This is a genomic window from Streptomyces sp. NPDC049040, assembly GCF_043197715.1.
GTDB lineage: Bacteria > Actinomycetota > Actinomycetes > Streptomycetales > Streptomycetaceae > Actinacidiphila.
Genome location: NZ_JBICTO010000011.1, coordinates 178,214 through 204,189 on the forward strand (window position 1 = coordinate 178,214; position 25,976 = coordinate 204,189).

At 73.2% G+C, this 25,976-nt stretch carries 17 protein-coding genes; 10 read left to right on the top strand and 7 right to left on the bottom strand.

Going from position 1 to position 25,976, the window contains the following annotated elements; translation table 11 throughout:
• The first annotated feature begins 36 nt into the window (after positions 1–36).
• The 6 genes from infB to ACGFMP_RS25935 all read left to right on the top strand — a co-directional run bounded on the left by infB (position 37) and on the right by ACGFMP_RS25935 (position 10,393).
• Positions 37–3,183 (top strand): translation initiation factor IF-2, encoded by a 3,147-nt coding sequence (gene infB, locus ACGFMP_RS25910; protein WP_393675376.1) that lies wholly within the window; start codon positions 37–39, stop codon positions 3,181–3,183.
• 114 nt (positions 3,184–3,297) lie between these two features.
• On the top strand, positions 3,298–3,591 hold the full coding sequence (locus tag ACGFMP_RS25915; protein WP_393675377.1) for a DUF503 domain-containing protein: 294 nt from the start codon (positions 3,298–3,300) through the stop codon (positions 3,589–3,591).
• A gap of 34 nt (positions 3,592–3,625) precedes the next feature.
• Positions 3,626–4,135 (top strand): 30S ribosome-binding factor RbfA, encoded by a 510-nt coding sequence (gene rbfA, locus ACGFMP_RS25920; protein WP_393675378.1) that lies wholly within the window; start codon positions 3,626–3,628, stop codon positions 4,133–4,135.
• Complete coding sequence (truB, locus tag ACGFMP_RS25925) at positions 4,132–5,028, top strand: tRNA pseudouridine(55) synthase TruB (RefSeq protein WP_393675379.1); 897 nt, start codon at positions 4,132–4,134, stop codon at positions 5,026–5,028. Before rbfA ends, truB begins: the two co-directional genes overlap by 4 nt.
• Before the next feature lie 484 nt (positions 5,029–5,512).
• Positions 5,513–9,262 carry a trypsin-like peptidase domain-containing protein gene (locus tag ACGFMP_RS25930; RefSeq protein ID WP_393675380.1) on the top strand — a complete coding sequence of 1,250 codons (3,750 nt, stop codon included), beginning with the start codon at positions 5,513–5,515 and terminating at the stop codon, positions 9,260–9,262.
• A gap of 162 nt (positions 9,263–9,424) precedes the next feature.
• On the top strand, positions 9,425–10,393 hold the full coding sequence (locus ACGFMP_RS25935) for a bifunctional riboflavin kinase/FAD synthetase (protein WP_393675381.1): 969 nt from the start codon (positions 9,425–9,427) through the stop codon (positions 10,391–10,393).
• Between the two features lie 93 nt (positions 10,394–10,486).
• Here the strand turns inward: ACGFMP_RS25935 and ACGFMP_RS25940 are convergent, their stop codons facing one another.
• The 7 genes from ACGFMP_RS25940 to eccE all read right to left on the bottom strand — a co-directional run bounded on the left by ACGFMP_RS25940 (position 10,487) and on the right by eccE (position 20,653).
• On the bottom strand, positions 10,487–11,155 hold the full coding sequence (locus ACGFMP_RS25940; RefSeq protein ID WP_393675420.1) for a response regulator: 669 nt from the start codon (positions 11,153–11,155) through the stop codon (positions 10,487–10,489).
• An 83-nt stretch (positions 11,156–11,238) separates the two neighbouring features.
• The gene (locus tag ACGFMP_RS25945; RefSeq protein ID WP_393675382.1) at positions 11,239–12,417 is read right to left on the bottom strand and encodes a sensor histidine kinase; all 1,179 of its coding nucleotides are present in this window, start codon (positions 12,415–12,417) and stop codon (positions 11,239–11,241) included.
• Between the two features lie 265 nt (positions 12,418–12,682).
• Positions 12,683–13,531 (bottom strand): ABC transporter permease, encoded by an 849-nt coding sequence (locus ACGFMP_RS25950; RefSeq protein ID WP_393675383.1) that lies wholly within the window; start codon positions 13,529–13,531, stop codon positions 12,683–12,685.
• A complete protein-coding gene (locus ACGFMP_RS25955; protein ID WP_393675384.1) occupies positions 13,528–14,457 on the bottom strand; it encodes an ATP-binding cassette domain-containing protein in 930 nt (309 codons plus the stop codon). Before ACGFMP_RS25955 ends, ACGFMP_RS25950 begins: the two co-directional genes overlap by 4 nt.
• 243 nt (positions 14,458–14,700) lie before the next feature.
• Complete coding sequence (locus tag ACGFMP_RS25960) at positions 14,701–18,069, bottom strand: SCO5717 family growth-regulating ATPase (protein WP_393675385.1); 3,369 nt, start codon at positions 18,067–18,069, stop codon at positions 14,701–14,703.
• Positions 18,070–18,563: 494 nt separating this feature from the next.
• Positions 18,564–19,352, bottom strand: a complete 789-nt coding sequence (locus ACGFMP_RS25965) for a hypothetical protein (RefSeq protein ID WP_393675386.1) — start codon at positions 19,350–19,352, stop codon at positions 18,564–18,566.
• The gene (eccE, locus tag ACGFMP_RS25970) at positions 19,352–20,653 is read right to left on the bottom strand and encodes a type VII secretion protein EccE (RefSeq protein ID WP_393675387.1); all 1,302 of its coding nucleotides are present in this window, start codon (positions 20,651–20,653) and stop codon (positions 19,352–19,354) included. Before eccE ends, ACGFMP_RS25965 begins: the two co-directional genes overlap by 1 nt.
• A gap of 167 nt (positions 20,654–20,820) precedes the next feature.
• Between eccE and eccB the strand changes: the two genes are divergently transcribed.
• The 4 genes from eccB to mycP all read left to right on the top strand — a co-directional run bounded on the left by eccB (position 20,821) and on the right by mycP (position 25,886).
• Positions 20,821–22,329: a type VII secretion protein EccB gene (eccB, locus tag ACGFMP_RS25975; protein ID WP_393675388.1), complete on the top strand. Its 1,509-nt coding sequence runs from the start codon at positions 20,821–20,823 to the stop codon at positions 22,327–22,329.
• A gap of 84 nt (positions 22,330–22,413) precedes the next feature.
• Positions 22,414–22,893, top strand: coding sequence for a hypothetical protein (locus ACGFMP_RS25980; protein WP_393675389.1), 480 nt, complete (start codon positions 22,414–22,416; stop codon positions 22,891–22,893).
• A 49-nt stretch (positions 22,894–22,942) separates the two neighbouring features.
• Complete coding sequence (locus ACGFMP_RS25985) at positions 22,943–24,457, top strand: WXG100 family type VII secretion target (protein WP_393675390.1); 1,515 nt, start codon at positions 22,943–22,945, stop codon at positions 24,455–24,457.
• 46 nt (positions 24,458–24,503) lie between these two features.
• The gene (mycP, locus tag ACGFMP_RS25990) at positions 24,504–25,886 is read left to right on the top strand and encodes a type VII secretion-associated serine protease mycosin (protein WP_393675391.1); all 1,383 of its coding nucleotides are present in this window, start codon (positions 24,504–24,506) and stop codon (positions 25,884–25,886) included.
• The last annotated feature ends 90 nt before the right edge of the window (positions 25,887–25,976 follow it).

Here is a 25,976-nt window from a genome sequence, read left to right on the forward strand (position 1 = left end):
CCGGCGGACGATCACCCCGGACCTAAAAGGAGCGAAGTGGCTAAGGTCCGGGTCTACGAACTCGCCAAAGAGATGGGAGTCGAGAGCAAGGTCGTCATGGCCAAGCTCCAAGAACTCGGCGAGTTCGTCCGTTCTGCGTCCTCGACGATCGAGGCGCCGGTAGTCCGCAAGTTGACCGACGCATTCCAGGGACCGGGCGGTGGCAGCGCCGGCAAGTCCGCTGCGAAGCCGGCGGCACCCCGCAAGAGCGTCCCCGCCAGGCCGGCCCCCACCCCGGGTGCGCCGGCCCGTCCCGCTGCCCCGGCACCCAAGCCGGCGGCCGGCGGCCCCGTCACCCCCGCGGCCCCCGCCGCGCCGAGCACCGGCTCCACGCCGGCGCCCGGCCCGCGTCCGGGTCCCGCCGCGCCCAAGCCGGCTCCGGCCGCGCCCAAGCCCGCCCCGGCCGCACCCGTGCCGGCCGCGGAGTTCCAGGCGCCGCCCGCCGCACCCCCGGCGAGCCAGCCGTCCAGGCCCGGCTCCGCCACCCCCGGCCCGCGTCCCGCCCGCCCGGCTCCGGCCGGCGGCCAGCGCGACGCAGGTCAGCGCGACGCAGGCCAGCGCGATTCCGGCCAGCGCGACGCAGGTCAGCGCGACGGCGGTCCCCGCCAGGGCGGGCGCCCCGCGCCCGGCCAGGGTGGCGCCGCACGGCCCGGCGGCGCACGGCCCGCGGGCCCGCGTCCCGGCAACAACCCCTTCACGTCCGGCTCCACCGGCATGCCGCGCCCCGGTGGCGCGCCGCGTCCCGGCGGCGGCCAGGGCGGTGCCCCGCGTCCCGCGGGTCCCGGCGGCGGCGCTCCGCGCCCCGGTGGCGCCCCGCGTCCCGGCGGCGGCCAGGGCGGTCCCGGCGGTGCGGGCGGTGCCCGTCCCTCGCCGGGCGGCATGCCCCGTCCGCAGTCCGCGGGTCCCCGTCCCAACCCGGGCATGATGCCGCAGCGTCCCGCCCCCTCCCCGGGCGGTCGCCCGGGTGGCGGCCCCGGCGGCCGCACCGGCGGTCCCGGCGGACGTCCCGGTGGCGGCCCCGGCGGGCGTCCCGGCGGCGGCGGCGGCTTCGCCGGCCGTCCCGCGGGTCCCGGTGGCGGCGGTCGTCCCGGTGGTGGCGGCGGCGGCTTCGGCGGTCCCCGTCCCGGTGGCGGCGCCCCCGGCGGTGGCGGCGGCTTCGGCCCCCGTCCCGGCGGCTTCGGCGGGCGTCCCGGTGGTCCGGGCGGCCGTGGCGGCACGCAGGGCGCGTTCGGGCGTGGCCCGGGCGGACGTCCGGCGCGCGGCCGCAAGAGCAAGCGTCAGAGGCGCCAGGAGTACGAGGCCATGCAGGCCCCGTCCGTGGGCGGCGTGCTGCTGCCCCGCGGCAACGGCCAGACCGTGCGCCTGTCGCGCGGTGCCTCGCTCACCGACTTCGCCGAGAAGATCAACGCCAACCCGGCGTCGCTCGTCCAGGTGATGCTCAACCTCGGTGAGATGGTGACGGCCACCCAGTCGGTCTCGGACTCCACCCTGGAGCTGCTGGCCGGCGAGATGAACTACGTGCTGGAGATCGTCAGCCCGGAGGAGGAGGACCGCGAGCTGCTCGAGTCGTTCTCCATCGAGTTCGGCGAGGACGAGGGCGGCGAGGAGATGCTCGTCTCCCGGCCGCCGGTCGTGACCGTCATGGGTCACGTCGACCACGGCAAGACCCGCCTGCTCGACGCGATCCGCAAGACCAACGTGGTCGCGGGCGAGGCGGGCGGCATCACCCAGCACATCGGTGCCTACCAGGTGGCCACCGACGTCAACGGTGAAGAGCGCGCGATCACCTTCATCGACACCCCCGGTCACGAGGCGTTCACCGCCATGCGTGCCCGTGGTGCGAAGTCCACCGACATCGCGATCCTGGTGGTCGCGGCGAACGACGGTGTGATGCCGCAGACGATCGAGGCGCTGAACCACGCCAAGGCGGCCGAGGTGCCGATCGTGGTCGCGGTCAACAAGATCGACGTCGAGGGCGCCGACCCGACCAAGGTGCGCGGACAGCTCACCGAGTTCGGGCTGGTGGCCGAGGAGTACGGCGGCGACACCATGTTCGTCGACATCTCCGCCAAGCAGGGTCTGAACATCGACAGCCTGCTCGAGGCCGTGATCCTCACCGCGGACGCCTCGCTCGACCTGCGGGCCAACCCGGAGCAGGACGCACAGGGCATCGCGATCGAGGCCCACCTGGACAAGGGGCGCGGCGCCGTGGCGACCGTCCTGGTCCAGCGCGGCACCCTGCGGGTCGGCGACACCATGGTCGTCGGCGACGCGTACGGCCGCGTCCGCGCCATGCTCGACGACAAGGGCGAGAACGTGGAGGAGGCGACCCCGTCGACTCCGGTGCTCGTCCTCGGTCTGACCAACGTGCCCGGCGCAGGCGACAACTTCCTGGTCGTCGACGAGGACCGCACGGCCCGTCAGATCGCCGAGAAGCGCGCCGCCCGCGAGCGCAACGTCCGCTTCGCCCGCAAGGGCGTGCGGTTCTCCCTGGAGAACCTGGACGAGGCACTCAAGGCCGGTCTGGTGCAGGAACTCAACCTCATCATCAAGGGCGACGCGTCCGGATCGGTGGAGGCTCTCGAGTCCTCGCTGCTCCAGCTCGACGTCGGCGACGAGGTCGACATCCGCGTCCTGCACCGCGGCGTGGGTGCGGTCACCGAGTCGGACATCGACCTGGCGACCGGCTCCGACGCCATCGTGATCGGCTTCAACGTCCGCGCGGCCGGCCGCGCGGCGCAGATGGCCGAACGCGAAGGCGTGGACGTCCGCTACTACTCGGTGATCTACCAGGCCATCGAGGAGATCGAAGCGGCGCTCAAGGGCATGCTCAAGCCCGAGTACGAGGAGGTCGAGCTGGGCACCGCGGAGATCCGCGAGGTCTTCCGCTCCTCCAAGCTCGGCAACATCGCCGGTGTGCTGGTCCGCTCCGGCGAGGTCAAGCGCAACACCAAGGCACGGCTGCTCCGCGACGGCAAGGTCATCGCGGAGAACCTCAACATCGAGGGGCTGCGCCGCTTCAAGGACGACGTCACCGAGATCCGTGAAGGTTACGAGGGCGGTATCAACCTCGGCAACTACAACGACATCAAGATCGACGACGTCATCGCGACGTACGAGATGCGCGAGAAGCCGCGCGGCTGACGCCGCAGGCCGGCCGTACGGGATCCCGTACGGCCGGGCGCAGGCCAGGGCCGGGGCCGGTCGGCGGGGAAATCCCGTCGATCGGCCCCGGCCGTCGCCTGTAACGTCGTACCCATGTATGCAGGCACATTGTGCTTCGACCTGCTCCTGGGTGACGTACGGTCCCTGAAGGAGAAGCGGTCCGTGGTCCGTCCGATCGTCGCCGAGCTGCACCGGAAGTTCGGGGTCAGCGTGGCGGAGACCGGCGACCAGGACCTCTATCGCAGGGCCGAGATAGGAATCGCGGTGGTGTCGGGAGAGCTCGGGCACCTCAAGGACGTACTCGACCGGTGCGAACGCTGGATGATCGCCCGTCCGGAAGTGGAGCTGCTGTCCGCTCGGCAGCGCATCCACGGCGACGACGACTGAGACGAACGACCCAGGACACAGAGAGAAGAAGACGATGACCGACACCGCGCGGGCGCGCAAGCTGGCCGACCGCATCCGGGTCGTGGTCGCGGAGACCCTCCAGCGGCGGATCAAGGACCCCCGGCTGGGCTATGTGACGATCACCGACACCCGGGTCACCGGCGATCTGCGGGAGGCGACGGTCTTCTACACGGTCTACGGCGACGACGAGGAGCGCGCCGCCTCGGCGGCGGCGCTGGAGAGCGCCAAGGGAGTGCTCCGCTCCGAGGTCGGCCGGCAGACCGGGGTGCGCTTCACCCCCACGCTGGCCTTCGTCGCCGACGCCCTGCCCGACAACGCCCGGACCATCGACGACCTGCTGGCCAAGGCCCGCGCCGCCGACGAGGAGGTCCGCAAGACCGCCACCGACGCGCAGTACGCGGGCGACGCGGACCCCTACCGCAAGCCCGCGGACGAGGACGGCGAGCTCGACGACGCCCTCGATGACGAGGCCGGCGAGGCCGGCGGGCCCGGCGAGGACAAGGGCGGTACGTCGCCCGCATGACCGGTACCGCAACCCCCTCCGGGCTCGTCGTCGTCGACAAGCCCGGCGGGCTCACCTCGCACGGTGTCGTCTCCCGCATGCGCCGGCTGGCCGGCACCCGGCGGGTCGGCCACGCGGGCACGCTCGACCCGATGGCGACCGGCGTGCTGATCATCGGCGTGGAGAAGGCCACCAGGCTGCTCGGCCACCTCGCGCTGACCGAGAAGGAGTACGCCGCCACCATCCGGCTCGGCCAGACCACCGTCACCGACGACGCGGAGGGCGACGTCACCGCGACGGCGCCGGCCGGCGCCGTCGCCGCGCTCGAGCGGGAGGCCGTCGACGCAGGGATCGCCGCGCTCACCGGCCCCATCCAGCAGGTGCCGTCCAAGGTCAGCGCGATCAAGGTCGACGGCGTGCGGTCCTACACGCGGGTCCGCGAGGGCGAGGACTTCGAGCTCGCGGCCCGCCCCGTGACGGTCTCGTCCTTCACCGTCCAGGACGTGCGGCCGGGGGACGGGGACACCCTCGATCTCGACGTCACGGTCGTCTGCTCCTCCGGCACCTACATCCGGGCGCTGGCCCGCGACCTCGGCGCCGGGCTCGGCGTCGGCGGCCACCTCACGGCCCTGCGCCGCACCCGGGTCGGGCCCTACGACCTGGACGGCGCCCGCACGCTGGAGCAGCTGGCCGAGGACTTCGCGGTCCTCCCCATCGCGGACGCCGCGGCCGCGGCCTTCCCCCGCTGGGACGTCGACGCCGAGCAGGCCGAGCTGCTGGGGCACGGGGTGCGCATCCGGACCCCGGAGCTCGTCCCCGGCCCGCACGCCGTCTTCGGGCCCGACGGCCGGCTCCTCGCCCTGATCGAGTCGAACGCAGGCCAGGCCCGCATCGTCGCCGGCTTCCCGGCGTAGCCGCACCGCCCTGGGTACGGCCTTGCGGGGCATCGTCACGGCGTGGCCCGCGCCTCGGGGGCCGAGCGCTGCCGCGGGTTGCCTCCTTGCGGTGGCCCGCGGCGCCGGTGCGGCTCGCCGCGCTCTCCCGCGCCCCCGGCGGGTCCCGCCGCGCGGTGGCGGTTCGGCTGCCGGGTCGTCGGGCCGTGCCGCGCCCTTCCGCAACGTTCCTTGGGATCACCTGCCGCCGATGTCGGCGGGCCTCCCTGCCGCGGCGCGGGAAGCGCGCGACAGGCCACGCGTACAGGTCACGCGTGCCGGCCACGCGTATCGGCAAACCGCCAGGACAGACCCCATGGCGACTGTCACCCGGGTGGCGGGGCGCTCGGAGTGAAGGGTGGGCGTACGAGGGGGCGCTCTCCCTTCGTGATCTAGGCGCGGCGATCATCGCCCCACTACCGTCGAAGCGGGACGAATTGGGCGCGGCAGTGGGGGAGGTGCCCGAATGGCGGCTGCGGCACGGGGCGCGGCGGGCGACGGACCGGACGACGCCTTCGTCCGGATCTGCGACCTGGCCGGCCGCCCCCGAGGCACCGGCTTCCTCGCCGACGGCGACGGCACGATGGTGACCAGCCACGAGGCGGTCGACGGCCTCGCCCGCCTCGTCCTGCACGCACCCGGCGGGCAGCTGTGCCTGGTCGAGGCGGCGGCCATCACCGCACTCCCCGAGCAGGGCCTCGCCCTGGTGGCCACCGAAGGGCTGAGCGTGCCCCCGCTGCCCGTCGCCCCCGGCGGCCCCGCACATCCCGAGCGGCGCATCCGGGTGCGGCTGCCGCACCGTACCGAGGGCACGGTGCTGGGCACCGCCACGGTCACCTACACCGCGACCGACCGCTTCCACCTGCTGGACGACGTCTGGGAACTCGCCTTGGACGGCGCCGACATGAGCCGCGTCCCACCGCAGGTGTCCGGCGCGCCCGTGGTCGACGCGGCGACCGGCGCGGTCATCGGCGTCGTCGCGACCGCGCTGCACGCAGGCCACCGGGCAGCCGGGTTCGCACTGCCGCTGCGACCCGCGCAGACCCCGCGCGCGCTCGCCGACCTGCTGGCGCGCAATGCCGCCACCGTGCCCGGCTACGGGCCGCACCTGAACCTCGCCGGCGCACTCCAGCTCACCGCGACCTCGGTCGGCACCGCCGCAGGCCCCGCCGAGTGGCGGGAACCCGTCGTCCGCCCGGCCATCGCCGACGCCCTGCGGGACTTCCTCGCCCCGCGCGACGACAGCGCCCCGCTGGTCCTCGCACTGGTCGGCGAGCCCGGCACCGGCCGCAGCACCGAGCTGGCCCGGCTCGCCGGCCGCCGGGCCCGCGGTTCGCTCCCCGCGCCGACCGTCTGGCTGCGCGGCGCGGAACTGCGCCCCGCCGACGGCGGCATCAAGGACGCGGTGGAGCGCTCACTGCGCACCGCGGCCCGCATCGTCGGCGCCGCCACCACAGCGGAGCCGCTCTACGCCTCGCCCGACGCCGTCGCCGACCTCGCCCGCGCCGCCGGGCGACCGCTGCTGATCGTGCTCGACACACCGGAGGAGATGCCCCCGGTGCTCGCGCACGCCCTCCCCGACTGGACCGCCGGCACCGCGAGCTGGCTGCGCGCGGGCGCCGCCCGGCTCGTCATCGCCTGCCGGCCGGAATTCTGGGACCAGGCGGGCCGGCTGCTGCCCGCCCGGCTGCTTTACGGGCCCGCGGCCGACTCCCCGCGGGACGGCGGCCCCCCGCTGCCGCCGTGCGTGCGGCTGGGCGACCTGGAGCCGGCACAGGCCGCGGCCGCCCGCGAGCGGTACGGCGTGCCCGAGGGCGTGCTGGGGGGCGCGGACGAGGCGCACCCGCTCACGCTGCGGCTGCTGTCCGAGGTGCGCGCGGCAGTCCCCGAGGGCGCCGACGGGTCACCCTCACGGGCGGAGGTCTTCTCCGCCCACCTCGACCTGGTGTGCCTGCGGATCGCCGTCCGGCTGGCCGCCGCCGCGAAACCGCCGGTGCGCGGCACCGGGGTGCGCCGGCTGGCCGCGCGGGTGGCGGGCCAGGTGCACGAGGCCGCCCGGCGCTGCCTCGGGCCCGGCCAGGGCGAACTGGACCGGGAGGCCTTCGAGGAGCTTTTCCCGTGGCGCACGGGCTGGGCCTCCGCGGTGCTGACCGAGGGCCTGCTCGTCCCCGCCGGCGCGGGCTACCGCTTCGCCCACGAGGAGGCCGCCGACTGGCTGCAGGCCGCCCACCTCGACCTGGGCACGGCCCTGCACGCCCTGGTCCACCGCTGGTTCGCCGCCCCGGCCGCCGGCGCCGCGGACGCCCCCGTACGCCTGCCGTCCCGCCCCGCCGCCCGCGCGGGCCAGCCGCCACCGGTCCCGCAGGCGCCCCCTGTCGCCCCGGCGTCGGGCCCCCGGTCGCTTCCGGTGCCCCGGCACCGCGCAGGGCCCGTCGTCCAGGCACTGCTGGCGGCGCCGCCCGAAGTCCTGGCCGAGCAGCTTGCGGACCTGGCAGCGGCCCTCGACCACAGGACGCCGCCGCCCACCCGCTGCACCCCGCGCAAGGTCCCCGCACCGCCGCCCCCGGCCGACCTGGACGCCGACACGGTGCCCAACCCACGCACCCGCAGAGCCGCACACCCGGCGGCCGCGGCCGCCGTGGCGCAACCGCGGGACCCGGACGACGGGGGCTGGCCCGACACCGTCTCCGTCGCCGGCAGGCCCGCCCTGCCGGGCCCTGCCGAGCGGCGCGGCGACGCCCTGTGGTGGGCGGCCCACCTGCTGCGCGAGGTACTGCTGCGGCTGCCCGACGCGACCGTCTGCCGCGGGGTCCTGCGCGACCTGGCGGCCAGGACGGCGGTGCGGGCCGTGGAGCGCGGCGGCTTCACGCCTGAGGGCATGGGAGGCCTCGGGGACTTCGGACCGTGGTTCTGGCGCCGGGTGCGGCTGCCGGTCGCCGAGCGCCTCGAACTGCTGCGGCTGCTGCTGCCCGCCGACGGCCCGCCAGGCGGGCAGGACTCCGCCGGGCGCTTCCTCGCCGCCGCCGCCGACCTGCTGTGCGAATTCCCCGCCGAGGCACTGCCCGCGGTGTGCGGCTGGTTCGACGACGACCGGCCGCTCCAGGCCCCGCCGGGCCCCGCCGGGCCGCGGCTGACCGTCGCCTCGGCCGCGCAGGCCCTGCTGCACACCCACCGCGGGCTCGCCGTCGACGACCTGACCGAGGCCCTGGTCGCGGCGGCGCACCCGAGCGCCGACGAGCTGCTCGCCGCGCTGGCGGAGGACGAACCCTCGGCGGTGTGCCGTGCCGTCGACCGCTGGGCGCACGACCCGCGCCCGGCGCGCCATGTCGCGGCAGCCGCGTACGGCCCGCGCGCCGCGCTCTTCGCCCGCACCGACGCCGACCGCGAACTGCTCCGCTACGCCGCCCTGGTGATGCTCGCCCGCCCCGGCGACTGCTCGCTGCACGGCGCGGCCCTCGGCATGCTCGTCCGCGACCCCGCCACCCGCGGCCGCCATCTGCCCGCCGCACTCGACCGGTTCGCCGCCGGCGACGCCCGGCTGCCGCCGGGGGCTCTGGCAGCCGCCCTCGGCACGCATCCGGAACCGGTACTGGCCGCCTTCCAGGCCCGGCTGCGGTGCGCGGACCCCGGGGCGGACCACGGCGACCTGCTCGCGGAAATGGCCGGAGTCACCACCCCCGCACTCGCCCGCAGGACCGCCGCACTGGTCGAGGAACACCTGCGGCACCACCCGGCCGGCGCCGCCGGCGTCGCCCGCTTCCTCGATCTGAGACTCGAACAGGGCCCGGCGGCGCGGGCCGTCGTGCTGCCGCTCACCGCAGCGCTCCTGCGCGACCACCCGCCGCAGGTCCGCGCCGCCATCGCCGCGGTGCTGGCCGCCCCCGGGAGCCATCTGTCGCGGCCGCTGCGCCAGGAACTGCTGGACGCGGCGCTGGAGACCGAATCCGACCCCGACGTGCTGGACGCCCTGCTCACCGCGGCGGCCGACGGCGCCGGCCGCCGCCCGCCGCCCCTGACCCACGACCTGGTCCGCCGCCTCGGCCTGCTCCTGGGCCGCACCCCCGAGGGCGCCGCCCGCTTCGACCGCCGCATCGTCGACCTCGCCGCCGCCACCCCCGACTTCGCCCGCCTTCTGCTGACCTGGCTCACCGACACGACCACCTGGGACCCCCTCCTCGGCCCCAGCGCCCGGCACCGCCTCTGCCGCGGGGCGTGAGCCTTTTCCTGCGGGCTCCGGCGGCCCCGCGGCGCGGGGGCGGAGTCCGGCGCGGCGGCGGCCCCGACCAGCCCAGGGGCGCGCCCCCGGGCACGGGCATGGCAGTCTTGGCTCTGCAGAAAAGCGAATGTCAGAGATTCGGCGAGGAAGCGGAGCGTCAAGGTGCAGCGCTGGCGGGGCTTGGATGACGTTCCCGGTGACTGGGGACGCTGCGTCGTCACCATCGGCTCCTACGACGGCGTCCACCGGGGCCACCAGCTGATCATGGGCCGTGCGGTGGAGCGGGCCCGCGAACTGGGGCTGCCGTCGGTGGTCGTGACCTTCGACCCGCACCCGAGCGAGGTCGTCAGGCCCGGCAGCCACCCCCCGCTGCTTTCCGCCCACCACCACCGCGCGGAACTGGTCGCCGCACTCGGTGTGGACGCACTGCTGATCATCCCCTTCACCAGCGAGTTCTCGAAGCTCTCACCGAGCGAGTTCGTCCGCACCGTCCTGGTGGACGGCCTGCACGCCAAGCTCGTGGTGGAGGGCCCGAACTTCCGCTTCGGCCACAAGGCGGCCGGCGACGTCGACTTCCTCTCCGCACTCGGCCTGAAGTACGACTACGACCTCGATGTCGTGGACCTCTTCATGAGCGGCGCGGCGGGCGGCGGCGAGCCGTTCTCCTCCAGCCTGACCCGGCGGCTGATCGGCGTGGGTGACGTGGAGGGCGCCGCGGAGGTGCTCGGCCGACCGCACCGGGTCGAGGGCGTCGTCGTCCGCGGCGCCCAGCGCGGCCGGGAGCTGGGCTACCCGACGGCCAACGTCGAGACGCTGCCGCACACCGCCATCCCCGCCGACGGCGTCTACGCCGGCTGGCTGCACGTCGGGGACGAGGCCATGCCGGCGGCGATCTCGGTCGGCACCAACCCGACCTTCGACGGGACCGCGAGGACGGTCGAGGCCTACGCCATCGACCGGGTCGACCTGGACCTCTACGGGCTGCACGTGGCCGTGGACTTCCTGGCGTACCTGCGCGGGATGGAGAAGTTCGACACGGTCGACGCGCTGCTGGAGCGGATGGCCGACGACGTGAAGCGGGCCAGGGACCTCATCGGGGCGGCCGAGCAGCCGACGCGCTCCGACGGCTGAGGGATCGGGGCGCTGTTCCCCCCCCGTGCCCCGGAGGCTCCCCGCGTGCGCCGGTGCGGCCTCGCGGGCGGGTCGCGCCCGGCCGGACGGGCCTCAGGCCGGGCGGACCAGCCGGGTCTCGTAGGCGAAGACCACCGCCTGGACCCGGTCGCGCAGTTCGAGCTTGACCAGGACCCTGCTGAAGTGGGTCTTCACGGTGGCCTCCGCCAGGTGCAGCGACGCCGCGATCTCGGCATTCGACAGCCCGCGGCCCACCTCGACCAGCACCTCGCGCTCGCGGGCCGTCAGCCGTGCCATCCGCTCGTCCGCCTCCGGGCCCTCCGCGCCGCCCGAGGCCGGCAACTGGTGCGCGAAATTCTCCAGCAGCCGCCGGGTGATCCGGGGCGCCACCACCGCGTCCCCCGCTGCCACCGAACGGATCGCCGTCAGCAACTCCTCGGGCAGCGCGTTCTTCAGCAGGAAGCCCGACGCCCCGGCCCGCAGCCCGGCGAACGCGTACTCGTCCAGGTCGAACGTCGTCAGGATCAGCACCTTCGACTGCGGGCAGCTCTCGATGATCCGGGCCGTCGCCTCGATGCCGTCGGTCCCCGGCATCCGGACGTCCATCAGCACCACGTCGGGCCGCAACTCCCTGGCGAGCCGTACCGCCTGCGCGCCGTCACCCGCCTCACCCACCGGCTGCATGTCCGCCTGCGCGTCCAGCACCATCGTGAAGGCCATCCGCAGCAGCGGCTCGTCATCGACCAGCAACACCCGGATCACCGGCGCCGCCGGCCTGCGCGGGATCGCCCGCCCTGGCAGGGAACCGCCCGCGGGCCGGGAGGCGGACGGTGCGGATTCTGCGGTCACAGCGGCTCCGGAGTCGTCAGAGTGAGAACGGCGGCCACCTGCCAGCCACCGCCAGGCAGCGGTCCTGCCGTCAGGGTGCCCCCGTAGGCAGCGGCGCGCTCCCGCATGCCGGGCAGCCCGTGCCCGGCGGATCCGGTGGGATCGCCGGGCACCACCGACCCGCTGCCGTCGTCGGTCACGGTGACACCCACCGCGTCCGCCGCGCAGCCGACCCGCACATCGGCCTTGGCCCCCGCGGGCGCGTGTTTGAGGGTGTTGGTCAACGCCTCCTGCACCAGCCGGTAGACGGTCAGCTGCGCCGCGGCCGGCACGGCCGCCGGATCGCCCGCCACCTCCAGCCGGGTCGGCAGTCCCGCCGCCCGCACCTGCTCGACCAGCGCGGCGAGCTGACCGATACCGGGCATCGGATGGCGCAGCGCGTCCGGCTCGTCGGCCCGCAGCACCCCGAGGAAACGCCGCATGTCCGTGATGGCCTGCCGCCCGGTCGCCGACACCTGCCGCATCGCGGTGGCCGCCCTTTCCGGTGACCGCCGCTGGGCGAAGACCGCACCGTCCGCCAGCGCCACCATCACCGACAGGTTGTGCGTCACGATGTCATGCATCTCACGGGCGATCCTGGCCCGCTCGCCTGCCACCGCAAGCTGCGCCTGCTGGTCGCGTTCCCGCTCCAGCCGCACCGCCCGGTCCTCGAGCGTGGCCAGCCGGTCCCGCCGGCTGCGCATGTTCAGCCCGAGCACCATGGCCGCGGTCGCCATCGCCGAAAGCGACACGAACGTCCCCGAACCCCGCTCGTGCACCGACCACCGCAGTGTCGCCAGCAGGACGCCCCCCTCCAGCACGGCGAAGGCGAGCAGCGTGCGGCGCCTGCTGCTGTAGGCGGCCACCGCGTACAGGGCGATCAGCAAAGCGACATCGGTCGGGATCCGCAGATCGAGGCTCCACTGGACCAGGGCCGTGGTCGCGATGGCGCAGAACACCGCCATCGGTGCCCGCCGCCGCCAGATCAACGGCAGCACGAGAGCCGCATGCACCGGCAGCAGCAGCGGATCGTGCTTGATGGGCCCGCGCAGCGCGGCCCCCGCGGCCAGGAACACTCCCACCGCGAACACCGCGTCCACCGCGGGCGGTGACAGCCGCAGCCGCCCCGCGACCCGGGCGTAGCCTGCCCTGGTCACCCGTTCGGCCCACATCTCCGCTCGCGTCCCCGGCCCGGGGACCGTTGTCCCGCCGCCGGAATGCGGCTCCTGGACAGCCGGATCGGATCCCGCGGCGCCCACGGCCCTCGGGACCCCCGCGGTTCCTGGGACGCCCGCGGTTCCTGGGATCCCCGCGGCACCAGGGACGACCACGGTTCCTGGGACCCCCGCGGCACCAGGGACCTCGGCCGCTTCCGCGGACGGCCCTCCGGACGACGGCAGCGCGAACGTCACGTCGCCACCGTCACGCGTCGCGTCGCTTGAGCAGCACCGCGGCCGCCGCCAGTGCCACCACCGCGTAGAGGCAGAACACCGCGAACCCCGTCCATGGCGCCAGCGTATGCGCCTCCCGGTGCAGGGAGATCAAGGACTGGCCCGCGTTGCTCGGCAGCCACTGGTTGACATGGTTCGCCCACGACGCGGGCAGCGCCTCCGCGAGCACCGGCACCACCAGCAGCAGCCCGAACACCGCGGCGATACCGCCCGCCGTGTTCCTGATCAGTGCGCCTATCGCCACCCCGAGCAGCCCCACCACGGTGAGATACAGGCCCACTCCCATCACCTGGCGCAGCACGCCGGGGTCGCCCAGCGAGGTCCCTATGTGCTTCGACGACATCACCCCCTGGCCGATGAGGAAGGCAACGAGCGCGCCCGCCGTCATCAGCACCCAGGTGACCACCGCGTACAGCGCCGCCTTCGCCCACAGCACCGGCAGCCTGCCCGGCACCGCGGTGAGCGACGCCCGGATCATCCCGGTCGCATACTCCCCGCTGATCATCAGCACACCGAGCACGCCGACCGCGAGCTGGGCGAGGAAGAAGCCGCGAAGGCTCGTCAGGCCCGGTTCGAAATCGGCCCGCTCATGCGGATTCATATGGGCCCAGTGACCCGCTGTGAAGGTCGAGAACAGCGCCCCGAGCCCGATCAGTGCCACCACCGCGGCGAACAAGGTGTAGAAGGTGGACCGCAGGCTGCGCATCTTGATCCACTCGGAGCGCAGCACCCGCAGCTGGGTGACCTGGCCGCGCGGCGCCGCCGTCGCGGACGGTGGCACGGCGCCGCCCGTCATGACCGTACTGGTGGTCGTGCTCATGCCGGCTGTCCTTCCCGCTCGCGCGCCGGGGACTGATACTCCACGGCATCCTTGGTCATCTCCATGAACGCCTCCTCCAAGGACGCCTGCTGCGGCGTCAGCTCGGCCAGGGCTATCCGGGCGTCCGCGGCGATGCGCCCGATCCGGTCGCTGCTCAGCCCGGTCACCTCGAGCACCTCGCGCTCGGTGGAGCTCACCGCCACGTCCGGCCCGGCCAGCAGCTGGCGCAGCCGGTCCGCCTCGTCGGTCCGCACCCGCACCGAGGTGCCCGCCGCGGCCCGGACGAACTCCGCAACAGAGGTGTCGGCCATCAGCCGGCCGCGGCCTATGACGATCAGATGCTCGGCGGTCAGCGCCATCTCGGACATCAGATGCGACGACAGCAGCACCGTGCGGCCCTCGGCGGCCAGATCCTTGAGCAGATTGCGGATCCACAGGATGCCCTCGGGATCTAGGCCGTTCACCGGCTCGTCGAGGACCAGGGTGGCCGGGTCCCCGAGCAGCGCACTGGCGATACCGAGCCGCTGGCCCATGCCCAGGGAGAAGCCGCCCGCCCGCTTCCGCGCCACCTCGCGCAGCCCGACGATGTCCACGACCTCGTCCACCCGGCGGCGCGGTATCCCGGTGGTGGCGGCCAAGGCCAGCAGATGGTTGTACGCGCTCCGGCCGGTGTGGACCGCCCGCGCCTCCAGCATCGCGCCGACCTCGTGCAGCGGCGCCCGGTGCTGCGCGTACCGCTTCCCGTTGACCGACACCTGGCCGGAGGTCGGTGCGTCGAGCCCGAGGATCATCCGCATCGTGGTCGACTTCCCGGCGCCGTTCGGCCCGAGGAAGCCGGTGACAGCGCCGGGCCGGACCGTGAAACTCAGCTCGGTCACCGCGGCGCGCTCGCCGTAGCGTTTGGTCAGGGCGTGGGCTTCGATCATGGGACTGACCTCTTGACGTGCGTCGGAGGGGAGCGATCAGGATGTTTCCATCGTGCGTTCCCGGCCGCCCTCGCGCGACGGCCCACGGGCGGATTCCGTACCGCCGCGACTGCATCCCCGGGGGGACTCCGCGTACGACCGGCGAGGTACACAGCTCGTTGGGCCCCTTGCACGCCAAGGGCCGCAGCCATGGAGAACCACGGCTGCGGCCCGACGCCCGCTCGGTGCTTTCCGCCCCTACTGCTACTGCTGCGGAGGAGGGGGAGGCGGGTAGCCGTACCCCTGCTGCTCCGGCTGCTGCTCCGGCTGCTGCTGTGGCACCGGCCAGCCCTGCTGCGACTGGGGTGCCTGTGGCTGCGGCGACTGCGGCTGGAAGGGCTGCGGCGCCGGCGGCTGCCCGCCGGGACCTGCCTGCTGATAGGGCTGTGGCGCCTGCGGAGGGCCCCCGTACTGAGCGGGCGGGGCCTGGCCTGGCTGCATCGGCTGCCCGTACGGCGGCTGCCCGTAAGGGTGCTGGCCGGGCTGACCGGGTTGGCCGGGCTGACCGGGCTGACCGGGTTGCCCGTACGGGGGCTGGCCAGGTTGGCCGGGCTGCATGGGCTGACCGGGTTGTCCCTGCTGTCCCGGCTGTCCGGGTGCCGGGTAGCCGGCCGGTGCGCCGCCGTACGGCCCCGGGGCCCCGTAGGGACCCGGCATCGGCGGGGCCTGGTGCGGCGGCTGGTTCTGGCCGTCCGCGGTCCAGAGACCCTGCGCCTGCTGGGCGCGGATGAAGTCCTCGGCGACCATCGCGGCGAGGTGGAAGTACGCCTCCCGGGTCTTCGGCCGCATCATGTCGAGGTCCACCTCGGCGCCCGCCGCCAGATGCTCGTCGAAGGGCACGACCTGAACCCCGCGGCAGCGGGTCTGGAAGTGCGACACGATGTCTTCGACCTTGATCATCTTCCCGGTCTCGCGGACCCCCGAGATCACTGTGATGCTGCGCGCCACCAGATCGGCGTAGCCGTGCGCCGACAGCCAGTCCAGCGTCGTACTCGCACTCGACGCGCCGTCCACCGACGGCGTCGACACGATGATCAGCTGGTCGGCCAGGTCCAGCACCCCGCGCATCGCGCTGTAGAGCAGGCCCGTGCCCGAGTCGGTGAGGATGACCGGATACTGCCGGCCGAGCACGTCGATCGCCCGCCGGTAGTCCTCGTCGCTGAACGCCGTCGACACCGCGGGGTCCACGTCGTTCGCGATGATCTCGAGCCCCGAGGGCGCCTGCGAGGTGAAGCGGCGGATGTCCATGTAGCTGTTCAGATACGGGATCGCCTGGACCAGGTCGCGGATCGTCGCACCGGTCTCCCTGCGCACCCGGCGGCCGAGCGTGCCGGCGTCGGGGTTGGCGTCGATCGCCAGGATCTTGTCCTGCCGCTCGTTGGCGAGGGTCGAACCCAGCGCGGTCGTGGTCGTCGTCTTGCCGACACCGCCCTTGAGGCTGATCACCGCGATCCGGTAGCACGAAAGGACCGGCGTGCGGATCAGCTCCAACTTCCGCTGCCGCTCCGCCTCCTCCTTCTTGCCGCCGATCTTGAACCTGCTCGGCTGCGCGTTGGCGCCCGGCTTCTTCGGTTTCGGCTGGTTGCGCAGCAGCCGATCGGAGGACAGCTCGACGGCCGCGGTGTAACCCAGCGGGGCGCCACCCTGCGTCGTGCGCTGCCGCTGATCAGGCGTCACCGTGGGCCAGCCGCCGGACCGCGGGTCCACGGGGCCCGGATGCGCCGCGGGTGCCCCCGGACCTCCGCCGGCCTGCCGGGGATCGATTCCCTGGCCATGCGGCGGCTGTTGCGTCTGCTGGCCTGGCAGCCCCTGCTCATGCTGCTCATGCGGCGGTTGCTGCGGCTGCAGGGCCTGCTGCGGATGGGCGTAGGGAGCCGGCAGGTTCTGCGCCGGCGGCTGCTGCGGGAAGCCGTAACCGCCCTGCGCGGGAAGCGGCGCCAGCGGACCTGCCACCTCGTGCGCCGCGCCCACGTCCTGTGGGTAGCCGGGCTGCGGTGACTGCGGAAAACCGTAACCCCCCTGTGCGGGCGGACCGCTGCCCCCCAACGGGGCCGGCTGATGCGGCAGCCCGGTCGGTACCGGGCTGTCCTCGTGCTGCGGCGCGGGCGCAGGCGGTTGCTGCTGCGGAAAGCCGTAGCCGCCCTGCTGGGGTGCGGGTGCTTGCGGGAAGCCGTAGCCGCCCTGCTGCGGCGCGGGAGGTTGCGGGAAGCCGTACCCGCCCTGGGGCTCGGGCTGGGCGGCGACCGCGGGAGCCGCGGGCGCGTTCGGCGCCGGCGGCTGCGGCTGCGGGAAGCCGTACCCCCCTTGGGGGTTGGGCGGGGCCGGAGCATGCGCATCAGGGGCCGGATGGCCGGTCCCCGCGAACGGGGTGGGCGCGGCCGGGACCGGCGGGGGATAGGCGGCGGGCGGACCCTGCGGCGGGCCGGCCTGGCCGCCCTGTGGCGCGGCGGGGGAGGGGAAGGCCTGGGAGCTCTCCGGGGTCGGATACTGCGGTTCTGCACGCTCGAAGTGCGGCGGCAACGGCGGCACCGCACTCTGCGGGGCGGCGGGCGCCCAAGGCGCCGACTCGGCAACGGACGGCGCCTGCGGCAGCGGTGTCCACACGGGAGGCCGGTTCGCGGGCGGCGCGTCCTGGGGTACCGCGTCCTGCGGCGGCATCTGCGCCGGCCTGGCGTCCTCCGGTTCCGGGCGCACCTCCTCCTGCGCTGCCGCGGGCCTGGCGTCCTCCGGCTCCTGAACCGGCGGCTGCGGCGGGCGCGGGTCCGCCTGGCCGACCTCCTCGATCCGCACCCCGGCCCGCTCCTCGATCTCCTGCCGTATGGCGGCGGCGGAGAAGCGCACGGTCTCGCGGGCCACCAGGTCGCCCCGGGCCTCGGCGTCCGCGTCTTCGTCATGCTCCGCCGACCCGAACTCGGGAGGCGCTTCCGATTCCGGACCCGATCCCCAGTCCGGCTCGGACTCCGGCTGCGCCTGCCCCGCTGATTCCGGCTGCGCCTGTGCCGCCGGTTCCGGCTGCGGCTCGGGGACGGAGACGGGCTCGGGTGCCACGGCGGCGGATTCGGTCACGGCGGGTGTCACCGGGGTGCCGGACCAGACGGGTTGCGCCGGTGCCGGGTCCGGCGCCTCGGGCTCCGCCTCGGGTGCCTCCGCTTCCGGAGCCTGGGGCGGCTGCGGAATGTGGGCAGGCGGTACGGCTGCCGCCGACCAGGGTGCGCCGCCGGCCAACGGGGCGGCCTCCGCCGCGGGTTCCTGCGGCGCGCGCGGCGGCAACATCTCCCACACCGGCACCCGCGTCGTCACGTCCTCGGCCGCAGGGCCCACCGGCTGCTGCGCCGCCGGCGGCTCGGCTGCCACGGGAGCCGGCGCCTCGGCCGGCTCGGGCTGCGGCTGTTGCGGCCGCTGCGGAGCCGACGCGTCGGAGCCTTCGCTCTCACCACCGCTTCCGCTGCCGTTCTGCATGTACCAGGCCGGCGGGGTGAAGTCGAAGCGGTACTCGCCCGTCACGTCGCCTTCGGCCGGTTCCTCGACAGGGGCGGCCCCGCCCGCGCGGTTGTCGTCCCGATCGCTGTTCACTGTGCCTCCCGGTCTGCGTCGGGGAGTCATCCGTAGCCGGCTCCCCGCCCCGTGCGCCGCAGGGCAAGCGCCCTTCCGCCACTGTCCTGCCGCTCTCGACTGACAGCCTAATCGCCGGGACGTGTCCACCGTCAGGCCGTCCGCTTCCCTCATTCCCGCGGCCGAGCCTGCCGCCGGCAGGCTCGGCGGCAGGCCATGCGGCCGGAGCCGCCATACGGCTTGCTCCGGCGGGCCCGCATCCGCGGGACGGTGCGGGTCCTCCCACAGTACGACCCGCCGTGCCCGCGCGCGCCACCGAACGCAGCCTCAGGAACGCGGCATCAGGACCCGACGCTGCCGAAGGCGACCACCAAGGCGGCGCGCGGCGACCGGAAAGCGCAGGGGCCCGGCGACCGACAAGCGTCGGCGCATCGAGTCAGGTAGACAAAAGCAGCAACTGCACGGCGGCAAAAGCACCTTGCCCGGCGCCCGCCGGCCTCCCGCACACGACGAACTCAGTCGATACGACGGGCCTCACCCAGGAGGCCCACCTCCGCGTCGGTCGGTTGTATCAGCACGAACTGCCGGTGCTGCGGGGTGCCCCAGAGCATGACGCCGTCACCCAGCGCGGGCAGCGCGGCCGCCTCCTCGCGGGTCAGCCGCAGCACCTTGGTCAACACCTCGGCCTCCTGCGGGGAGACCCGCTGGATCCCCACAAGACCCGCCTCGCCCAGCAGCCTCGGCGCCTGCGGTCCCAGGAAGGGCAGCAGCGTCAGTACGGCCTGCCACGGCGCCTTCGCGAGGCGGCTGCGCGGCGGATACGTACCGCAGTCCCGTACGACGAGCACCGGGCTGGACACCGTCGGCCCCTGTGAGGGGAGTTCCTTCACGTCGTGCACTGTCATGCACTGCTGCCCACCGCCGGCGGCCTGCGCCAGCGGAGTCCACACCTGGGGCCGCGCCGACTCCACCGCGACCCGCGCACCGGTGCCGACCGCGCGCAGCGCCAGCACCTGGGCGGTCCACACGCTGCCGATCACCACGACGTCCAGCTGCGCGGGCCGGAAGAGTCCCAGGACCGCGGGATTGCCGGCCTCGTCGATGCCCGACACCACGCCGTCGTCGCCCAGCGGCAGCGACATGCTGTCGAGTTGCCCCGCCGACAGCCCGTGCCGGTCCCGCCGCGGGCCGCGCAACCCGAACCCGGGCCTGGCCTTGCGGCGTTCCTGCGGCACGCTCTGGTCGGGCTCGCCGGCAGGGCGCATCCCCGCGCGCAGCCCCTGCTGCATCGGCTGAGAGCTCATCAGCTGGTACCCCCCAGCGGCAGCGTGGCCAGCACACCAGGCAACTGCTCGCGGTCGAGCCGCACGAGTCCGACCTTGTGCTGGCGTGCCACCCGTTCCAATTCCCGGCGCGCAGAAGTGAGCTGGCGGTCGTCCCTGGCGGTGATCCGTACGTACGCGGTCAGTGCCGGGGTCTGCCCGGTGCCACGGCTCAGCGTCAGGGCGAAGCTTCCGGCCATCGCGGGCACCGCGGTGAGCGCGGTGATCGTCCGGGCCGTGGGCAGCGCGCCACCGCCCTGCGGCCAGCGCCCCACCCAGTACGTGGTGTGCCAGCGGTCGTCGCAGCGCCAGGCGCGGCTGCGCTCCAGCGTCCTGCGCTGTCCCGAGCCGATCCGGCCGGCCAGCGCCGTCGCCAGCGGATTGACACCCGCCGAGGTGGCGAGTGCCGCGGTCAGCTCCTCCTCGTCCAGCACCGACGCCTCGAACCCGGCCCCCGCCAGCCTGCTGGCCAGGTGGTCCGCGGCCCTCAGCACCGCCCTCTGGGCACCGCCGAGACCGCCACCGCGGGCCAGCACGGCCTCCGGGCACAACTCGGGGTCCAGCTTGAGCGCGACCCAGGTCACCCGGATCGCCGGCGTCCCGTACTGCGCCTGAAGCGGTCCGTACGACACGGCCGCCACCGCCTGGGCGGGCAGGTGCGGGGCCGGGGCGGGCTGGACGTGCTGCACCACCTGGACCGACGCAAGGGATATGTCGTCGACCTCCAGGGCGTCGTAGAGCAGCCCCAGCGGCATCGGCCTCGCGGTACGCAGCGGTTCGTCCCGCGACTGCACCAGCAGCACCGCCGTCAGGAAGGAGCCGTCGCCCACCATCCCGACGCTGCGCTCCCGCCGCCGCCCGGAGAACGTGTACGTACGCAGCGCCGGGTCGCACTCGGTGATCGGGGCAAGAGCCGGATCGATGAGCCCGGAGGCCGCCTGACTCGCGGCGGCGCCCGGGGTGCCCGCCTCCCGCGCGGCGTCCCTGGCCGCGTCACGCTGCCTGCGCCGCATCGCCATCACACTGGTCAGCCACTCGGGCAGCGGCCTGCCCCTGCGGCGCAGCACCGCCGCGGCCACCAGCACGGCCGCCACCACCGCGCAGGGCACCATGACCGCCCGCCCGGCAGCCGCACCGACGAGCACCAGCGCCGCGGCCACCTCGACCAGGGCCAGTTGGTGCAGGCGGAGCACACCGATCCGTCCGGGCCGCGAACTCAGATGCAGCGCGGCCGGTGCCGGACCATGCCTGCGATCACGGCGTGTCGTGCTTGCGGTGCTCATCCCCCTGCGCCCTCCGTCGTGCGGCGTCATGATGTCCGCACACCGTACCGGTGTCATAGGACATGCGGCGCACCCGGCATAGTAGGGGACCGACCCTGCCCACGCGACGGCACGGTGCCTGGAGGCAGCGGGTTCGAGCGGACGTCACCCGGGGGGAAAGCGGAACGATGGCCTCACGCAAGGAACAGCTCAACGCCTACACCTTCGCGCGCAAACGCGTGGTGGCGGCCTTTCTCCAACCCAGCCCCGCAGGCTCCGACGAGGGGGCACCGCGACCGCTGCGCACGCTGATGCCCGGCATCGTCGTCGGCGCCGTACTCCTGGCGGGCTTCGGTGCCTGGGGGCTGATAAGCCCCTCGGTGCCGCACGGCTGGGACGAGCCGGGCAAGCATGTGATCGTCGCGGACGAGTCCACCACGCGCTACGTCGTACTGAACGATGCGGACACCCACAAGCCCGTGCTGCACCCGGTGCTCAACATGGCGTCCGCGCGGCTGCTGCTCGACCCTGGGGCCTACGACGTCATCAAGGTCAAGGAGTCCGTGCTCGACCACAGCGGGCTCAAGCACGGCGCCACCATAGGCATCCCCTACGCGCCCGACCGGCTGCCCAGTGCGGCCGACGCGGCCAAGGCGAAGGTCTGGGCGGTCTGCGACCGGCCCGGCGGCGGTACCGGCCATGCAGTCCAGCAGGCGGTGTTCGTGCTCGGCGGCGACGAGGCCAACGCCATGAGCGGGTCGTCCCGACTCGGCTCCGACCAGGTCCTCTACGTCCAGGGGCAGGGCGAGGACGCGGTGCAGTACCTCGTCGACAGTCACGGCACCAAGTTCGAACTGGGCGGCCCCGACCCGAAGATCCGCAAGCCGGAAGACATGAGCGTGCTGCTGCGCACGCTCTTCGGCGAGAACCCGCAGCCGCAGACCGTCTCCGACACCTGGCTCGACTCACTCGGCACCGGGACACCCATCTGGTTCCCTGACATCGCCGGCCGGGGCGACACCGAGCAGGTGGTCGGCGTGCCCGCGGCGAGCGCCAAGGTCGGCACCGTTCTCAAGGCCCAATCCGCGAAGGGCTACGAGTACTACGTCATCACCAAGGACGGCGTCGCGCCGATCACCCAATTCGCCGCGCTGCTGCTGCTCCAGGCGAACATCCAGACCGCCCCTGTGCAGACCGCAATCCCCGCCGACACGCAATCGTCCTTCCTTCCCGACGACTGGCCGGCGGGTGACCCGAGCCAGGTCAACACCTCGGACGGCGATTCACCCCGTGACGTCTCGTGCAGCGTCCTGCACGGCGGCGCGACCGCGCAGGAAGGGCCGAAGCTCACCATGTGGGCGGGCAAGGACTACCCCGAGCAGATCGTCGAGGGCGCGAGCAGCGCCTACGTCACGCCCGGCAGCGGCCTGCTCTACCAGGAGGTCAGCGGCACCGACACCAGCGGCGGCACGTTGTTCCTGGTCACCGACACCGGACTGCGGTACGCGGTCTCGCGCAACAACGACAGCGGCGCCGCCAACAAGGCCTCCGACTCCAAGCAGGAGACCAACCAGGCCTCGGTGCGGCTCGGGTACCAGGACGTCAAGCCGATGTCGATCCCGTCTCGCTGGTCCGAACTTCTACCGAAAGGCCCCGCGTTGGACACCGCAAGCGCGGCACAACCGCAGGGATCCTGATCGCACCACTGACCGAGAAACAGGTAACCTCGACACAGGTGGTGTCTGTGGCCACCGGGGTCACGGGGGAGGGACGACGTTCGGATGGAAGCACCAGTAGGCGGCGGTGGCGGCAGTCTGCACGTTGCGCTGGAGGACCTGCGCAGCTTCAAGACGCGTGTGGACGGACTGCTCGACGAGTTGGACGGTTCAGTCGTGGCGCCGAAGAAGATCGGTCAGGAGCGGGTCAAGTCCGCCCAGATCGGCAGCGGTTTCGGCGAGGCCAACGACCTGATGAAGGCGTACAACTACGTCCACAACCAGCTGGAGCAGCTGTCACTGACCCTGGCCAACCAGATCGAGGCCATGAGTCTCTCGCTGCACATCGGGCACTCGACCTTCAAGAACGTCGACCTCGGCACCCAGCGCAAGCTCCTCGACCTGAACGACCAGATCGTCCAGGCCTACGACCCGAAGCTGGACCCGAACGCACCGAACAAGGCCTCCGCCGCCCAACCCGCCACCACTTCCTCCACCCCGAACAGCGACAGCGGCTCGCAGGCAGGCAGCGGAGGCGTCGGATGAGCCGGACGGCCGACCGCACGAACAACGGAACGGAAGACGGGGGCAGGACATGACCGGTCAGTCAGGGAGCACCTCCGGCGGGCTGTTCGGCAATGTGGTGAAGACGATCGAGAAGGCGCTCGACTTCTCCCGGACGGACTTCGAGTCGTTCTCGCACGAGGCACTGCTGGACATGGTCCAGGACGCCGACCCCGAAGCCCTCGCCGGCTTCGGTGACCGCCTCACCACGGCCGTCACCAAGATCAACCAGATCGGCACCGACCTCAACGACCACATCGCGTACGTCGACTGGGAGGGCACGTCCGGCGCCGCCTTCAAGGACTGGGGCAAGAACGTCGCCAAGTCCACGCTGGCGCTCGGCGACTACGCCGACTCCACCGGCAAGGCGCTCACGGCGGCCGCCGACACGCTGCGCACGGTCAAGCGCGACATCCCGAAGGTCCCGGCCGGCCCGAAGGCCACATACGACGCCCTGCACGCCGACCCCGCGGCCCGCCACGACCCCGACGGCCAGAAGGAAATCTCGCAGGCGCACACGCAGCTGGAGACCGCCCGCATCCAGGCGGCCGACCAGATGCACAAGCTGGCGCAGTCGTACTCGTTCTCGGCGGCGATCATCAACAACGCGCAGCCGCCGACGTATCCGCCGATGCCTACGACTTTCGTGCCGCCGAGTGATGTACGTGACTACGACCCGTCGCACTACAGCTCAACGACGGGGTCACCCGTTTCGCACACATCGAGTGGCAGCACCAGTTCAGGGCACTCGGTGGCCCCCGCGGAGCACAGTGGCGTGCAGAAGGCGTCGTTCAGCAGTGACGCCTCGCATGTGTCCACCATCGGATCGCCGGTGGCCACGGCCCCGGACAACAGCGCTGTGCCGGTCACGCACATCCAGTCGACCAGCACCCTGTCCCCGCTCACAACCACACAGCCGAGCCCGGTGACACCGAACACCGGCGGTGGCGGCGGCCCGGTCCTCGGCGGGCCGAACCTCGGCAATCCCTTCCAGCCGATGCCCAACCAGAGTCAGCGGATCGGCGGCACGGGGCCGACGGTTCCGGACCAGCTGCGCGACGGCGAGCCCATCAACACCGCCGGCGGGCGTGGCTCCCGCGGCCCTTTCAACCCCCGCAATATGGCGAATGCTCCCGCTGAGGAGATCGGCGGCGCACCGCCTATGCGACGCAGCACGGCCAACGGCATCTATGGCGGCCGCCCGAACACCGAAGCGGAGATGCTCGGTGGTCGCACCCAGGGGCAGGTCCCTCGCGGCAGCGTCATCGGTGGCCGAGGGGCAGCTGCACGGATGCCTGCTGGTGGCATGGCGGAGGGCGGCAGTCCCGGTATGGGCGGTCGTAGCGCCATGAACCGCGGCAGCGCGGGCCGGTTGGCGAGCGAGCCCGGCGGCGTCGTGGGCCGAACCCCGGCCGGTCAGTTCGCTCCCGGATCAACCAACTCAGACCGGGAGCGGCGCCGCAAAACCCGTCGTCCCGATCACCTGATCGAAGACGACGACTGGATCCCGACCCGCGACGACGTCGCACCGCCCGTGATCGACTGACACAGGGGCGACCCGAACGAGCCGTACCGCTGCGAGGAGAAGAGCGATGAAACGCCGGGCACGTACCCGGGTACAGCGTGCCCTGGCCGTCGTCGCCGCGAGCGGTGCCTTGGTGCTGGGCTTCGGGGCGCTGCCCGCGCAGGCGCAGACCGTACGTCAATTGCAATGGCACGTTGATGCGATGCGATTGCCTGAGGCTTGGAAGATCAGCAAGGGCGCCAACATCACAGTTGCAGTGATCGACACGGGAGTCGATCGCACGGTTCCGGATCTGCGGGGGCAGGTGTTGGACGGGACGAGCTTCACTTATCCTGCGAGCTCTCCCTACAAAGACAAAGACGGTCACGGGACGGGGATGTCTAGCCTTATCGCTGGCACCGGAGCTAGCGAGGGGGGCACTGGCGCTATCGGGGTCGCTCCTGCTGCCAAGATCCTCCCGATCCAGGTTTTCAACGACCCGCGTGATACGAACGAGGCTGCGAGCGCTGAGTCATTCACGGTGGAGTTGGAGAAGGCACTCAGGTATGCCGCTGACAGCCAGGCGAGGGTCATCAACCTCTCCCAGGGCGTGCCTGCTTCGTCCCTACGACCCCAGGACATCTCGGAGCTTCAGAGTGCTGTGGATTACGCGCGGAGCAAGGGGAAGTTGATCTTTGCCTCTACCGGTAACGCCGGAGAAAAAGGCAGCCCTCTTGCTTACCCCGCGGCCAGCCGTGGTGTTGTGGGAGTGGGGGCGCTGGACAGCAAGGGCAAGGCTTTGGCCCTGTCCACCAAGGGTCCAGAGGTCGACATCTCTGCTGTCGGCGACAACATCTCTAAGGCGTGCCCAAGCGGAATCCGGGCGCACTGCGTCAACACGAGCAGCGGCACCAGTGACGCCTCGGCGCTCACATCCGGCTCCGCCGCCCTCCTCTGGTCCGCGCATCCCACCTGGACCGCCAACCAGGTCCTGCGGGTCCTGCTCAACACGGCGTCGAAGCCCACCGACGGGGCGGAGCGGAATGACTCGATCGGGTACGGCGCTGTGCGGCCGCGTGTTGCCCTTCAGACGCCGGGGGACCCCGGACCCGCCGATGTCTACCCGTTGGCGGAGCACGAAGGCTGGCAGCAGTCCGCAGAACCGTCCTCGATGCCGACAGCCGGTGCGACCGGTTCCGCGGCACCCGCACCGTCGGCTTCCTCGTCCGACAAGGCGATCGCCGGCGGGTCCGACTCGGGTGGTGGAGGCGGCAGTTCGACGCCGTGGATCGCGGCCGGTGCGGCCGTTCTCGTGCTGGCTGCGGGCGGTACGGCGCTGGCGGTACGCGGGCGGCGCCGGCGCGCCGCAGCGCCGGGCTTTGTGGCGCAACCGCTACAACCACCGCTGCCGCCACAACAGCCGCCACCGTATGGTGGGTACCGGCCGCCTCCACCACCGCCGCCGTACTGAGGGCGCAACTGGGACCAGCGGGTTGCCTGTTGGGATCAGTAGGTGTTGTGGCTAGAGTGAGCGGGTAACATTTTCGCCCGCTACGACGTA

What these genes read in the sequence shown, in the direction of transcription:
- eccB (WP_393675388.1), top strand. Translation starts at nt 20,821, where the DNA reads ATGGCCTCACGCAAGGAACAGCTCAACGCCTACACCTTCGCGCGCAAA.
- ACGFMP_RS25965 (WP_393675386.1), bottom strand. Translation starts at nt 19,352, where the DNA reads ATGAGCTCTCAGCCGATGCAGCAGGGGCTGCGCGCGGGGATGCGCCCT.
- ACGFMP_RS25915 (WP_393675377.1), top strand. Translation starts at nt 3,298, where the DNA reads ATGTATGCAGGCACATTGTGCTTCGACCTGCTCCTGGGTGACGTACGG.
- ACGFMP_RS25985 (WP_393675390.1), top strand. Translation starts at nt 22,943, where the DNA reads ATGACCGGTCAGTCAGGGAGCACCTCCGGCGGGCTGTTCGGCAATGTG.
- truB (WP_393675379.1), top strand. Translation starts at nt 4,132, where the DNA reads ATGACCGGTACCGCAACCCCCTCCGGGCTCGTCGTCGTCGACAAGCCC.
- ACGFMP_RS25955 (WP_393675384.1), bottom strand. Translation starts at nt 14,457, where the DNA reads ATGATCGAAGCCCACGCCCTGACCAAACGCTACGGCGAGCGCGCCGCG.
- mycP (WP_393675391.1), top strand. Translation starts at nt 24,504, where the DNA reads ATGAAACGCCGGGCACGTACCCGGGTACAGCGTGCCCTGGCCGTCGTC.
- ACGFMP_RS25950 (WP_393675383.1), bottom strand. Translation starts at nt 13,531, where the DNA reads ATGAGCACGACCACCAGTACGGTCATGACGGGCGGCGCCGTGCCACCG.
- ACGFMP_RS25930 (WP_393675380.1), top strand. Translation starts at nt 5,513, where the DNA reads ATGGCGGCTGCGGCACGGGGCGCGGCGGGCGACGGACCGGACGACGCC.
- ACGFMP_RS25980 (WP_393675389.1), top strand. Translation starts at nt 22,414, where the DNA reads ATGGAAGCACCAGTAGGCGGCGGTGGCGGCAGTCTGCACGTTGCGCTG.
- eccE (WP_393675387.1), bottom strand. Translation starts at nt 20,653, where the DNA reads ATGAGCACCGCAAGCACGACACGCCGTGATCGCAGGCATGGTCCGGCA.
- rbfA (WP_393675378.1), top strand. Translation starts at nt 3,626, where the DNA reads ATGACCGACACCGCGCGGGCGCGCAAGCTGGCCGACCGCATCCGGGTC.